Genomic DNA, 12,952 nt, shown 5'->3' with positions numbered 1-12,952 from the left:
ATGTGCGCCCTGCCCGCCCCTCTTGCCACGTGGTTTTCTGCCCGCAACTGGCAGCTTCACCCGCATCAGGCGGAGATGCTGGCGCGGGCGGACGATCCTGCCACGCTGCTCATCGCCCCCACTGGCGGGGGCAAGACGCTGGCAGGGTTCCTGCCGACGCTGGCGGATCTCGCCACGGGCGATCACGCCGGGCTGCACACGCTCTATATCTCACCGCTCAAGGCGCTCGCGGCTGACATCCGGCGCAACCTGACCACGCCGGTCACGGAAATGGGCCTGCCCATCCGGATCGAGGATCGCACCGGCGATACCTCCTCTCACACCAAGCGCCGCCAACGCGCCGATCCCCCCCATATCCTGTTGACCACGCCCGAAAGTCTGGCACTGCTCACCTCTTACGAGGATGCGCCGCGCATTTTCGCGGGGCTGAAACGGGTCGTGATCGACGAGGTGCATGCCCTCGCCGAGAGCAAGCGCGGCGATCAGCTCATGCTGGCGCTCAGCCGACTTCAGGCGCTCTGCCCCGGCCTGCGCCGCGTGGGCCTGTCGGCCACCGTCGAAGACCCGCCTGCCCTTGCGCGGTACATGGCCCATGGCAACAGCCCTTGCGAGATCCTCTCGGCCGATCCGGGGCCGGAGCCAGACATCGCCATGCTCGCGACCGCAGAGCCGCCCCCCTGGGCCGGGGGCGGGGCCGCCTATGCCATCCCTGCCGTGCTGGATCAGGTCCGCCGCCACAAGACGACGCTGATTTTCCACAACACCCGCGCGCAGGCCGAGATCTTCTTTCACAACCTCTGGCTCGCCAATGACGACGCTCTGCCCATCGGCATCCATCACGGCAGCCTTGACCGGGTGCAGCGTGAACGGGTCGAGGCGGCGATGGTGCGCGGCGAGTTGCGCGCCGTGGTCTGCACCGGCAGCCTCGATCTGGGGCTGGATTGGGGCGATGTCGATCTGGTGATTCAGGTGGGCGCGCCCAAGAACGTCAAACGCCTTGTCCAGCGGATCGGACGAGCCAATCACCGCTACAACGCGCCCTCCAAGGCGCTCCTCGTGCCCGCCAACCGCTTCGAAGTGGTGGAATGTCGCGCCGCACTGGACGCCGTGCGCGCCCGCGATCTGGATGGCGAGGCGCGCGGGCCGGGGCCGCGCGACGTGCTCTGCCAGCATATCCTGATCCGCGCCTGTGCGGGGCCGTTCAACGCCGATGCCCTCTTTGCAGAGGTGACGGGCGCCGGGGCCTATGCCACCCTCAGCCGCGCCGAATTCGACGCCTGCCTCGATTTCTGCGCCACGGGTGGCTATGCGCTGCGGGCCTATGACCAATGGCAGCGCCTGCAACAGCGCGCCGATGGAGACTGGCAATTGCGCGATCCGCGCTCTGCCCGCCTCATCCGCATGAACATCGGCACCATTCAGGATACCGACACGCTCAAGGTCCGGATGCGGCGGGCACGCGGCGGCAAGCCCTTGGGCGAGATCGAAGAAGGCTTTGCCGCCACCCTCACCCCCGGCGATACGTTTCTCATCGGCGGGCAGATCGTGCGCTTTGAATCCCTGCGCGAGATGGTGGTGGAGGTCAGTCGCGATCCCGGGCGCAAGCCCAAGATTGCCACCTATATGGGCACCAAATTCGCGACCTCAACGCAACTCTCGGCGCGTATCCTGCAGATACTGGCAGCCCCCGACTGGCCTGATCTGCCCGAGCCTGTACGCGACTGGCTGCACCTGCAACGGCATGTGTCGCAAATGCCAGAGCCCGACAGCCTGCTGATAGAGAGCTTTGGCCATGACGGGCGCGAACATCTGTGCATCTATGGCTTTGCGGGGCGCAACGCGATGCAGACGCTGGGCCTCCTGGTGACCAAGCGGATGGAAGAAACGGGCCTTGCCCCGCTGGGGTTTGTCGCCACCGATTATGCCACGCTGATCTGGGGGCTGGAGCCGGTGACGGATGCCGCCCCGCTTCTGGCCCCCGATGCCCTGCGCGCGGGGTTGGACAGCTGGCTCATGTCTAACGCGGTGATGAAACGCACCTTTCGCGCCTCGGCCATGATTGCCGGTCTCATTCAGCGCAACACCCCCGGCGCGCGCAAGAACGGGCGACAAGCGACCATGTCGTCGGATATTCTCTATGACACGCTGGTGAAATATGACCCAGCGCACCTTCTCCTCGACATCACCCGGCAAGAGGCGATGCGCGGGCTGGTGGATTTCGGCCGGATCGAGGAAATGCTGACGCGCGTTGCAGGGCGCGTGACCCTGCGGCGACTGGCGCGCGTCAGCCCCCTGGCCGCGCCCCTCTTTCTCGAAGCGGGGCGGATGCCGGTCGAAGGGGCGGCGCAAGAGCGGCTTTTGGCCGAAGAAAGCGCGCGGCTCCTTGCGGCGGCCGGTCTCGCCCCCTGAGGTGGCCTTGCCATTTCACCAGCAAAGCGCCACCAATGCCGCATGGACGGATACCAATTCACCCTCGCCGGAACGCAGCTGACGGCGCTTCCCTCGGGCGCGCTCTATTGGGAGGCGCGCAATCTCTTGTGCGTCTCCGACCTGCATCTTGGCAAGGCGCTGCGCCGGGCGCGGATGGGAGAGCCGCCCCTGCCCCCCTACGAGACGCGCGACACGCTCACCCGGTTGGAGAGCGACCTGCGCCGCACCGGGGCGGCGACGGTGATCTGCCTAGGCGACAGTTTCGACGACAGCGCCGCCGCCGGTCACCTGCCCGACGCGGAAAAGCTGTGGATCGCCAAATTGCAGGCCGGGCGACGCTGGGTCTGGATCGAGGGCAATCATGATCCGGGTCCCGTCGACCTTGGCGGCGCGCATATGGCCGAATTGCCAGCACCCCCGCTCACGTTTCGCCATATCGCGCGCGCCGGGCAAAGCGGCGAGATCTCGGGGCATTATCACCCCAAGGTGCGCCTCGCGCTCAAGGGGCGAAGCCTCAGCCGCCCCGCCTTTCTGATCGACAGCGACCGGGTGATCCTGCCCGCCTTTGGCACCTATACCGGCGGGCTCTGGTCCGATGATGCGGTGTTCACAGGGCTGATGCGGCGCGATGCCCTGGCGGTGCTGACCGGGGCCATGGCCCATGCCGTCCCGATGCCGCGCGGCGTTCAGCGCCCCTGAAACACCGCGTCCAGACTGTCGATCAGACCCGCATCTTCCAGATTGGGGCGGTATTTCCGGCTCACCGGCACGCGATCGCCATTCTTGAGCACGACAAAGAGCTTGCTGCCACTCTCGCGCTCGGTGCCGCTGATGGCCGAGAATGCGACCCAATGCGACCGATGGGTGCAGATGCCCGCCACCGGCTCCATTTCCTCAATCGCATCCGCAAGACGCAGGCGCAGTGTCTCAACCCCCGCGCTGGTCGCCACTTCGACGTAGTGATTATTGGCCGAGAGGCGATGGATCTCTGCATCGGGGGGGCAGGACAGCCGCCGATGCAGCCGTGTTTGCGCCGGTGCCTCTGGCTCTGGTTCTGCCCAATAGCTGGTGGGGGCCTCGGCCCCGATTTGCCGCCGGACCACGAAAACGCCGCAGGCAATGAGAAAGCAGTTGAGCTCGATCCTGAGCACGCTCAAATCCTCGGGGCCCAGCACCGGATCCATCCAGCCGCGCAAGAGCCAGATCACCGGACCGAGGACCAGCCCGACAAGAAAACTGGCCCCCAGATCAAAGAGGGCCGGATACCGTCCCGCCAGCAGCGCCCGCATGGCCGCCCGCGCAGCAAAGCCGACCACAATCGCCGCCGTGATCACCATCGCCCAATAAACGGTGCGGACCGGCCAGCTCATGGTATCGTAGCTGCCGAAAGGTCCTGCCACGACCGCAAAAACCAGAGTGGCCGCCCAGACATAGAAGGTGACAGACGTGAACAGCAGTGAAAACGTGTCCACAAAATGCTGGCGCAGATCAGTCCAGTTCAACTTACCACCCTTGCCCGTTCCCGTTATACATGCATGTATCAGCATGATTGCTCCAGTCCAACCTAACGTCGCCAGAGCCGTTCACTTTACTGTCAACGCGACCTGACATCACAAACAATGGGAAAGCCTTGGAAAATGTCCCCTGACATTGAACAGAAAATCCGCCGCAGCTTTGCTGCGCAGGCGATGATGACCACATTGGGGGCGCGTCTGGTGGCGCTGTCCGACGGGAGCACAGAGATCGAGGCGCCTATTCTGCCCGGCAGCCGCCAACAACATGGATTTGGCCATGCGGGTCTGACCTTTGCCATTGGCGACAGTGCCGCCGGCTATGCCGCGCTCAGCCTGATGCCCGACGAGGCCGAGGTGCTGACCACCGAGATGAAGATCAATCTTCTGGCCCCGGCGCAGGGCGAGCGCCTGATTGCCCGTGGCCGGGTGATCAAGCCGGGCCGTCGCCTGGTGATCGTGCAGGCTGATGTCTTTGCGCTGAAAGAGGGGGTCGAGACGCATATCGCGCTGCTCACCGGCTCGATGATCCCGGTCTGAACGCGGCTCATCCGCCGAGGCGCGCAGTCATGCTATGTGTTCCGGTGTGAGGGTGAAACTCGCGCGCATTCCGGGGCCTGCGATATAGTAATCCTCCAGCCCCTGCCGCACCTCGGGATCAAGCTGGGACCAGTCGATCCAGTCGAGATCAAAGCCGGTGTCATAGGCCACCATCGCAACCGCCCCACGCCCCGGCACAAGCGCCGGGCGCGCGCGACCCGCCACCGCCTCGCGCGTGCGGTCGATCCAGAGAATCGGCTCCTCAGTATCGACAAAGCGGCCATCCACCACCACGAGGCGCGGATCCAGTTCCCGAATCAGACCAAAGAGATCGTGCAGGTCGGCCACCAGTTCGAGCAAATCAAGCAGGATGACCACATCATACTGCCGCCCGGCCCGCACCTCGGATCGGATTTCCTCGACCGGATCGGCGCAACGCAGGTCGATCCGCTCGCGCAATCCCACATCGGGCAATCGGCCAAACCTCTCGACCAGAGCGGCCTCCGCTTCGATCCCCACGACCTGCAAGGCCCCCGCCGCCGCCAGCGCATAGCACCATGCGCCATCCCCGGCCCCGACCAGCATCACCGTCGAATCAGCGATCGCATGACGATAAGCATCCACCAACAGCGCATGTCGCGCCTGCGCCCGGTTAAAGCCGCCAGTGGCGTCACCGCCCGCCTGACGTTTGAACCCATACCCCATGATCGTCATCACACATCCATCAGCCTCTATCGCCTTTGGTCTTGTAACATGACAAAAGATAGCAAACCCTTAAGCGCTCTCGGCTCAATACGCAGACCCATGACGACACCCCTGACCCCCGCTTTGCTGCTACAGGCCTATGCCTCTGGCGTGTTCCCCATGTCGGAACGGCGCGACGACCCAGAGGTGTTCTGGGTCGATCCGCACCGGCGGGGCATTCTTCCGCTTGATGGGTTCCATATCTCGCGCTCGCTGGCGCGCCGGATGCGGCAGGGACGCTACACCGCGACACTCGACAGCGATTTCGAGGCGGTGCTGCGCGGTTGCGCCGACCGCGATGATACCTGGATCAGCCCCCCGATTCATCGCGCCTATCTGGCCCTGCATCGGCAGGGCCATGGGCATTCGCTCGAAATCTGGCAAGAGGGGCAATTGGTGGGTGGCGTCTATGGCGTGGCGCTTGGCGCGGCCTTTTTTGGCGAAAGCATGTTTTCACGGAGCACGGATGCATCGAAACTGGCCCTCGCCCATTTGACCGACCATCTCGCCCGCTGCGGATTTCGCCTTTTCGATACACAGTTCATCACGCCGCATCTGGGGCGTCTTGGCGCGGTGGAAATTCCGCGCACGCAATATCGCGCGCTTTTGGAGGATGCGATGGAGGATGAGGCCGACATCACCCGGATACCGTTTGATCCCGACCCGCGTCAGGTCTTGCAGCGCAGGACCCAGATGTCATAGCGCGGATGCTCCAGCGCGTTCAGCGCCGGGGACGAGGCCAGCATCCAGCCGGAAAAGATCACCGCACCGCCGCCCTGTTCGGAAATCGTGAGATAGGCAAAGGCATCCCCCGCAGGATCGCCCTCCGGATAGCGGCATTCGCCCAAGACCACGTAAAGCGAGCCGAACACGCCCGATTGCCCATTGTCGAGGTCAAGATCCTGCGCGCTGCCATTGATCTTGTCCAGACCGCGCAGAATCGCGCCCTGCGCAACCGTTGCCGCCTCTTGCGCGGTTCCCGCCCCCGCCCCGAGGCAGAGCACAAGACCGAGCCAGAGCGCCTTCATTGCGCTGTCTCTCCGTCGCTGCCCGAGACGAATTTCATCAGCAGAGACACAAGGCTGACCGACCCTTGGGTGAATTCGATCTCCGAGCCCGGCTCGACCGGGAATGGCGACCCGCCCGGCAGGATCTCGACGTAATTGCCACCCAACAACCCCTCGGAAGAGACCGCAACAGCGCTGTCATCAGGCACGTTTATGCCCTCTTGCACGGTAAAGATCGTCTTGGCGCGATAGGTCTCGGGGTCGAGCGCGATCTGCGTGACCCGGCCAACCTTGACTCCGGCCAAACGCACATCGGTGCCCACGCTCACGCCATCGGCGCTGCGAAAGCTCGCGCTCAACTGATACTCACGCGCGCTGCCCGTGGTCATGCCGGTGGTCTTGCCCGCATAGACCAGAAATCCGATCGCAACAGCCAATACGACACCGCCGACCAGAACCTCGGTTTTACTCTCAGACATATTTCCGTCCCTATTCCGGCGACCACGCCTCGTAATCGCGTCGCTCTGCGGGGGCTACGCGGCGGATGGACCCGGCAGGCGCATAGGCCAGCGGTGTGCCGGTCAGGTTCTCTGTATGCGGCTTTTCCCAAGGCTTGTGCGCAAGCGGCTTGTCGGTCGGCGGCTCCTTGTAGGTGTGATGCAGCCAGCCGTGCCAATCGGGGTCAACCCGGCTCGCCTCGGCCTCGCCATTAAAGATCACCCAACGGCGCTTGTCGTCACGGGTGCGATAGAACGCATTGCCCTGCGCATCCTCTCCCACCTTGACGCCATTGCGCCAGGTATAGATCTGGGTGTTGAGCGTCTGACCGTTCCACCAGGTAACGGCGCGCAGCAAGGTGTTGAGAATGCCCATTCGACCCTCCGACATCATTCGTTTCCGATATGGCGGATTTGACAGCGAAGGTCCAGTGCCCGCAACACCGCAGGCCGTGATGCAGCCGAAATGAAAGAGCCCGCAACCTGATGTTGCGGGCCGTTTCTTTAGACAGGACTGGACGGGGTATCGCGGTCAGCCTGCGCTGGCGCCTTCCTTCTTGCCCTTGCTCTCTGCGTAGATGATCAAAGGCGCGGCATCGGAATTGACCGCCTCCTCATTGACCAGCACTTCCTCGACATGGGACATGCTCGGCAACTCGAACATCGTGTCGAGCAGAATATCCTCGAGAATCGAGCGCAGGCCGCGCGCACCGGTCTTGCGGGCGATGGCGCGCTTGGCCACAGCCTTGAGCGCATCCTCGGTAAAGCTCAGTTGCGCGCCTTCAAGCTCGAACAGGCGCTGGTACTGCTTGACCAGCGCGTTCTTGGGCTGGGTCAGGATCGTCACAAGCGCATCTTCATCGAGGTCCTCGAGCGTGGCGATGACCGGCAGACGACCCACGAATTCCGGGATCAGGCCAAACTTGAGCAGGTCCTCCGGCTCCAGATCCGTAAAGATTTCGCCCACGCCACGCGCATCATTGTCACGCACATCGGCCCCAAAGCCCATGGCGCTGCCCTTGCCGCGCTGCGCGATGATCTTGTCGAGACCGGCAAAGGCCCCGCCGCAGATGAAGAGAATATTGGTCGTGTCCACTTGCAGGAATTCCTGCTGCGGATGCTTGCGTCCGCCCTGCGGCGGCACGGCGGCGACCGTGCCCTCCATCAGCTTCAAGAGCGCCTGCTGCACGCCCTCGCCCGACACGTCGCGGGTGATCGAGGGATTCTCGGACTTGCGCGTGATCTTGTCGACCTCGTCGATATAGACGATGCCGCGCTGCGCCCGCTCCACGTTATACTCAGAGGCCTGCAACAGCTTGAGGATGATATTCTCCACATCCTCGCCCACATAGCCCGCCTCGGTCAGCGTGGTGGCATCGGCCATTGTGAAGGGCACATCGAGGATTCGCGCCAGCGTCTGCGCCAGCAGGGTCTTGCCACAGCCCGTGGGGCCGATCAGCAGAATGTTGGATTTGCTGAGCTCTATATCGCTCTTGCCGGAATTGTTCAGCCGCTTGTAGTGGTTGTGCACCGCCACCGAGAGAACTTTCTTGGCGCGGGCCTGACCGATCACGTAATCATCCAGCACCTTGCAGATATCGCGCGGCGCGGGAATCCCCTCGCTCGACTTGATACCGGCGCTCTTGGTCTCTTCGCGGATGATGTCCATGCAAAGCTCGACGCATTCATCGCAGATGAACACGGTCGGTCCGGCGATCAGTTTGCGCACCTCATGCTGGCTTTTGCCGCAAAAGCTGCAATAGAGCGTGTTCTTGCTGTCGCCGCCTGAGTTATTCGCCATTCCGTACCTTTCGGGCCCTGCGCCGTCTGCCGTCCGCGCGCCCCGCGCGGGGCCTCGTCTGTGATCTGTGCTACCCTTCAGCTTAAGTCAGGCCGTATGGCACCACAATCTGAAAATATCCGGCCCGCCCTCGGGCCGGATCACGTTTACTTCGCCGCCTCGTCACCCTTGTCACGATTGGCCACGATCTCGTCGATCAAACCCCAGGCCTTGGCCTCTTCGGGGGACATGAAATTGTCCCGCTCCAGTGCCTCTTCGACCTTTTTCAGGGTCTGGCCGGTGTGCTTGACATAAATCTCGTTCAGCCGATCCTTGAGCTTTTGCGTCTCGCGCGCATGGATCATGATATCGGTTGCCTGCCCCTGATACCCGCCCGAGGGCTGGTGAACCATGACGCGGCTGTTGGGCAGGGAAAACCGCATCCCCGGCTCGCCCGCGGTCAAGAGCAGACTTCCCATGCTCGCCGCCTGGCCCACGACCAGCGTGCTGACCTTGGGCTTGATATATTGCATCGTGTCATAGATCGACAGTCCCGAGGTCACGACCCCGCCGGGGCTGTTGATATACATGCTGATTTCCTTGGACGGATTCTCAGCCTCGAGATGCAAGAGTTGTGCCACAATCAGGCTCGACATGCCGTCATGCACCGGGCCGCTCAGGAAAATGATCCGCTCCTTGAGAAGGCGCGAGAAAATATCATAGGCCCGCTCGCCCCGGCTGGTCTGTTCGACCACCATCGGAACAAGGGTGTTCATGTAGATGTCCATAGGGTCTTTCATTACAGCCCGCCTGTCCTGCGCCCGACCGTTGCCGTCAGGCTTTGTCAATCACTCCGACCATAGCCGGTCAGTTCCTAAAGGAGTCTTAGTGTTGCGCCCAAGGGGCTGCAAGGGCATCGCTCGATTTTGTAGCAGGGGGGCACGGGCGATGGCGATTTCTGCGCCACATCGACTCACTTTTTCGCGCGCAGGCACGGCCAGCTTTTGCACATTCCGCAAAAACGCCCTAAGTACACATAAATCATTATCAGGATTCACGGAAAATGCCGCTTCCCGTTCTCGATGACACGCTCGACGCCGCCGAAATGGACCGCATGGTCGACAACGCGACCAAGGCCGCCAATTTCCTCAAGGCGATCAGCCACGAGGGGCGGTTGATGATTCTCTGTCATCTGGTGTCCAGCGAGCGGTCGGTGACCGAACTGGAAACGCTGCTCTCGGCGCGGCAGGCCGCAGTATCCCAGCAATTGTCCCGCCTGCGTCTCGAAGGGCTGGTGACGGCGCGGCGTGACGGCAAGGCCATCTATTACAGCCTCGCGGATGATCGCCCGCGCAAGGTGCTCGAAGTGGTCTACGAATTGTTCTGCGCCCCCAATCCTTGAGGGCGCAGACACCGGATCTCAGGCGGGTTCGACCGACTTGTCAACCGTGAAGGGCGCGAAGACTTCGTCCACATCGGTGTGATTGACGTGGTTGGAATAGTTGCTGATCGTCTTGACGGCCATCGCCAGAATGATCTCCAACACATGCACATCGCCATAGCCCGCGGCCTTGAACGCCTCGGCTTCGGCCTTGGTCGGCAGGCCGCGTGTCTCCCACATGTGATGGGTGAACTTGCGCAGCGCTTCCAGCTTGGCATCGCTCAGCGGCTTGCCATCGCGCAGCGCCTGCGTATGCGCCTCGCCCAGCTTGGACATCTTGATCGCCAGCATCGAATGCGCGGCGGTGCAATAGTCACAGCCATTGGCCAACGAGACGGTCAGAAACACCACCTCTTGCTCGGGCGGGGTGAAATTGCCCGACTCCCGAAAGAGCGCGTAACCATGCAGATAGGTGGACAAGAGGCCGGGATTGACCGCCATGCCACGATACATGTTCGGCACGAATCCCAGCTTGGCACGTGCCCCCTCCAGCAATTCCTTGGCCTTACCAGTGGCCTGATCGTCACTCACAGCTGATGTCTCCACTCGAAATTCAGCAGTCATGGACCTCTCCTTTGCGTGTGATGTGGTCAAGACGCAGCTAATCAGAGCGAGGCGGAGATGGAACCACCGGACCGATCACCAAGGCGTGAACTGGGTTCTCAACTGCAGACCGAATGTGCGCTAACGCTCAGACCCTGTCTTGCGTGTATTTCCGCAACTCTGCCCGCGCCACCTGCCGGCGATGCACCGCGTCCGGGCCATCGGCCAGCCGCAGCGTGCGCACATGGGTCCACATGGCGGCCAGCGGCACATCCTGCGAAATCCCCTGCGCCCCGAACATCTGCACCGCTTCGTCGATCACCTTGAGGGCGACACGCGGGGCCACAACCTTGATCTGGCTGATCCAGGGGGCAGCGGCACGCGCATCGCCCTGATCCATCATCCACGCCGCCTTGAGACAGAGCAAACGCGCCTGTTCGATCTCCATCCGGCACTCGGCGATGATGTCGTAATTCGCCCCGAGCTGCGCCAAGGGCTTGCCGAACGCCTCTCGTGCGAGGCTGCGCCTGCACATCATCTCAAGCGCGGATTCGGCCTGACCGATGGCGCGCATGCAATGATGGATACGCCCCGGCCCAAGGCGGCCTTGCGCAATCTCGAACCCGCGCCCTTCGCCCAAGAGCAGGTTCTCGGCGGGCACGCGGACATTCTCGAACTTGAAATGCATATGCCCATGCGGTGCGTCGTCATGGCCATAAACCTGCATCGGGCGCAGTTTCTCGATACCGGGCGTATCGGCAGGCACCACGATCATCGAATGGCGCTGATGCTTGGGCATCTCATCGCCCCCGGTGCGCACCATCACGATATAGACCTTGCAGCGCGGATCACCGGCCCCCGTTGCCCACCATTTCTGACCATTCAGAACATAGTGTTCGCCGTCGCGCACACAGGACATGGCGATGTTTGTGGCATCCGAACTGGCAACATCCGGCTCTGTCATCAGATAGGCGCTGCGAATCTCTCCCTCCAGAAGCGGTGCCAGCCATTTGGCCTTCATCGCCTCAGAGCCGTAACGCTCGAACACTTCCATATTGCCGGTGTCGGGCGCGTTGCAGTTGAAAACCTCGGCCCCCATCGGGGTCTTGCCCATCTCTTCGGCGAAATAGGCATATTCCACCGTCGACAGGCCAAAGCCCCGTGCGCTGTCGGTCAGCCAGAAATTCCACAAGCCTTCGGCCTTGGCCCGTGCCTTGAGCCCTTCCAGAATCTCGGCCTGCCGGGGGGTATAGGTCCAGCGCTCGCCCTTGCCGATTTCCGCGTGATACTCGACCTCGAGCGGCATGATCTCGTCCCGCACCATCGCCGCCACCCGCGCCAGTAGCGCGCGCATCTCGGGGCGCATTCCCAAATTCATGTCCATGTCACCGGCCCTCTGTTGTCAGTTGCCTCAATTGACAACATCACCCGCGCGGCCACAAGCGCTGTCGCACTCAGCCCGCGCGCCGATACTGCCCCGGCGAATGGCCAAACCGGCTGCGGAATGTCTTGATGAACACCATGGGCGAGGCAAAGCCAGAGGCCATGGCAATCTCGGTCACGCTCAGATCGGTCTCGCGCAAGAGGCTGCGCCCATGATCCAGCCGCAGATCGCGGAAAAAGCGATAGGGCGTCTTGCGCAGGTATTTGACAAAAAGCCGCTCCATCTGGCGGCGTGAACAGCCTGCGGCTTCGGCCAACTCGTCCATGCTGATCGGCGTCTCGATATTGGTCTGCATCACCTTGATCGCCCGCACCAACAGCGGATTGCGGCTATCCAGCGCATTGCTGATCGAGGCGCGCTGCGGCCCGCGTTCTGCGCGCCGCTGGCTATAGAGGCACATATCGGCCACCACATCGGCAAAAGGTCGGCCATAATCCGCCTCGATCATTTCCAGCATCATGTCCGTGGCCCCGACCCCGCCACCACAGGTGAAAATCCCGCCATCCACCTCGAACGTGTTGCCCGTCACCTCGACCTCGGGGAATTTCTCGCGAAAGGCGGGCTGATTTTCCCAATGCAGCGTCGCCCGCCGCCCCTCAAGCAGCCCCGCCTGTGCCAGCGAAATCGTCCCGGTGCAGATGCCCCCCACCCGCCCGCCAAAGCGCGCGTGCTGGCGCAGGAGCGACAGCAACTCCTTGCTGCCCGTGCCCGTGCGCACCGTGCCGCCACAGACCACCAGATCGGTCTCGCGCGGGAAACCCCCGAGTGATTGATCGACATTGACCGACATCGCACAAGAGCTGACCACCGGCCCCCCATCCTGAGAGGTGACGGTCCAGCGATAGAGCGGGCGCTGGGCCAGTTGATTGGCGATGCGCAGCGGATCAAGCGCCGCGCTGAACGCCAACAGCGTGAAATCGGGCAGCAGGTGAAAGGCAAAATGCCGGGCGGGTCTGGTCGTCTCGATCGCAAAGAACGCCGCCCCTTGCGGCACGATCGCCTTGCGCGTCACAAG

General features: G+C 62.9%; 15 protein-coding genes. 5 read left to right on the top strand and 10 right to left on the bottom strand.

The window, feature by feature from the left end; all coding sequences use genetic code 11:
- Both MVC20_RS09070 and pdeM read left to right on the top strand, forming a co-directional pair.
- Positions 1-2,409, top strand: a complete 2,409-nt coding sequence (locus tag MVC20_RS09070; RefSeq protein ID WP_297540553.1) for a ligase-associated DNA damage response DEXH box helicase — start codon at positions 1-3, stop codon at positions 2,407-2,409.
- Positions 2,410-2,451: 42 nt separating this feature from the next.
- Positions 2,452-3,129, top strand: coding sequence for a ligase-associated DNA damage response endonuclease PdeM (gene pdeM / locus MVC20_RS09065; RefSeq protein ID WP_297540551.1), 678 nt, complete (start codon positions 2,452-2,454; stop codon positions 3,127-3,129).
- Here the strand turns inward: pdeM and MVC20_RS09060 are convergent.
- Entirely contained in the window at positions 3,117-3,932 is an 816-nt protein-coding gene (locus MVC20_RS09060; protein ID WP_297540549.1) for a LytTR family DNA-binding domain-containing protein, read from the bottom strand. The genes pdeM and MVC20_RS09060 overlap by 13 nt on opposite strands.
- 135 nt (positions 3,933-4,067) lie before the next feature.
- On the opposite strand from MVC20_RS09060, the gene MVC20_RS09055 reads away from it, so the two are divergent.
- On the top strand, positions 4,068-4,481 hold the full coding sequence (locus tag MVC20_RS09055) for a PaaI family thioesterase (RefSeq protein ID WP_297540546.1): 414 nt from the start codon (positions 4,068-4,070) through the stop codon (positions 4,479-4,481).
- A gap of 27 nt (positions 4,482-4,508) precedes the next feature.
- Here the strand turns inward: MVC20_RS09055 and MVC20_RS09050 are convergent, their stop codons facing one another.
- Positions 4,509-5,195, bottom strand: a complete 687-nt coding sequence (locus MVC20_RS09050) for a class I SAM-dependent methyltransferase (RefSeq protein WP_297540544.1) — start codon at positions 5,193-5,195, stop codon at positions 4,509-4,511.
- A 90-nt stretch (positions 5,196-5,285) separates the two neighbouring features.
- Here MVC20_RS09050 and aat point away from each other — a divergent pair, with 90 nt between their 5' ends.
- Positions 5,286-5,927: a leucyl/phenylalanyl-tRNA--protein transferase gene (gene aat, locus MVC20_RS09045; protein ID WP_297540543.1), complete on the top strand. Its 642-nt coding sequence runs from the start codon at positions 5,286-5,288 to the stop codon at positions 5,925-5,927.
- On the opposite strand, the gene MVC20_RS09040 is transcribed toward aat, so the two are convergent.
- From MVC20_RS09040 to MVC20_RS09020, 5 genes are all read right to left on the bottom strand, one after another.
- On the bottom strand, positions 5,894-6,253 hold the full coding sequence (locus MVC20_RS09040; RefSeq protein ID WP_297540541.1) for a DUF2155 domain-containing protein: 360 nt from the start codon (positions 6,251-6,253) through the stop codon (positions 5,894-5,896). The two genes, aat and MVC20_RS09040, sit on opposite strands and share 34 nt — an antisense overlap.
- On the bottom strand, positions 6,250-6,711 hold the full coding sequence (gene mlaD / locus MVC20_RS09035; RefSeq protein ID WP_297540539.1) for an outer membrane lipid asymmetry maintenance protein MlaD: 462 nt from the start codon (positions 6,709-6,711) through the stop codon (positions 6,250-6,252). Before mlaD ends, MVC20_RS09040 begins: the two co-directional genes overlap by 4 nt.
- A gap of 10 nt (positions 6,712-6,721) precedes the next feature.
- A complete protein-coding gene (locus MVC20_RS09030) occupies positions 6,722-7,105 on the bottom strand; it encodes an NADH:ubiquinone oxidoreductase subunit NDUFA12 (protein WP_297540537.1) in 384 nt (127 codons plus the stop codon).
- Positions 7,106-7,261: 156 nt separating this feature from the next.
- Positions 7,262-8,530: an ATP-dependent Clp protease ATP-binding subunit ClpX gene (clpX, locus tag MVC20_RS09025; RefSeq protein ID WP_297540535.1), complete on the bottom strand. Its 1,269-nt coding sequence runs from the start codon at positions 8,528-8,530 to the stop codon at positions 7,262-7,264.
- A 146-nt stretch (positions 8,531-8,676) separates the two neighbouring features.
- A complete protein-coding gene (locus tag MVC20_RS09020) occupies positions 8,677-9,309 on the bottom strand; it encodes an ATP-dependent Clp protease proteolytic subunit (RefSeq protein WP_008279297.1) in 633 nt (210 codons plus the stop codon).
- Between the two features lie 263 nt (positions 9,310-9,572).
- Here MVC20_RS09020 and MVC20_RS09015 point away from each other — a divergent pair, with 263 nt between their 5' ends.
- Entirely contained in the window at positions 9,573-9,911 is a 339-nt protein-coding gene (locus MVC20_RS09015) for a metalloregulator ArsR/SmtB family transcription factor (RefSeq protein ID WP_297540532.1), read from the top strand.
- Positions 9,912-9,929: 18 nt separating this feature from the next.
- On the opposite strand, the gene MVC20_RS09010 is transcribed toward MVC20_RS09015, so the two are convergent.
- From MVC20_RS09010 to MVC20_RS09000, 3 genes are all read right to left on the bottom strand, one after another.
- A complete protein-coding gene (locus MVC20_RS09010; protein ID WP_297540530.1) occupies positions 9,930-10,514 on the bottom strand; it encodes a carboxymuconolactone decarboxylase family protein in 585 nt (194 codons plus the stop codon).
- Positions 10,515-10,641: 127 nt separating this feature from the next.
- The gene (locus MVC20_RS09005; protein WP_297540528.1) at positions 10,642-11,877 is read right to left on the bottom strand and encodes an acyl-CoA dehydrogenase family protein; all 1,236 of its coding nucleotides are present in this window, start codon (positions 11,875-11,877) and stop codon (positions 10,642-10,644) included.
- Between the two features lie 70 nt (positions 11,878-11,947).
- On the bottom strand, positions 11,948-12,949 hold the full coding sequence (locus MVC20_RS09000; protein ID WP_297540526.1) for a GlxA family transcriptional regulator: 1,002 nt from the start codon (positions 12,947-12,949) through the stop codon (positions 11,948-11,950).
- Positions 12,950-12,952: the final 3 nt, after the last annotated feature.

Source organism: Roseovarius sp., assembly GCF_027019125.1.
Lineage (GTDB): Bacteria > Pseudomonadota > Alphaproteobacteria > Rhodobacterales > Rhodobacteraceae > Roseovarius.
The sequence above is the reverse complement of the archived record's forward strand: the minus strand, read 5'-3'. Positions and strand labels throughout refer to the sequence as shown.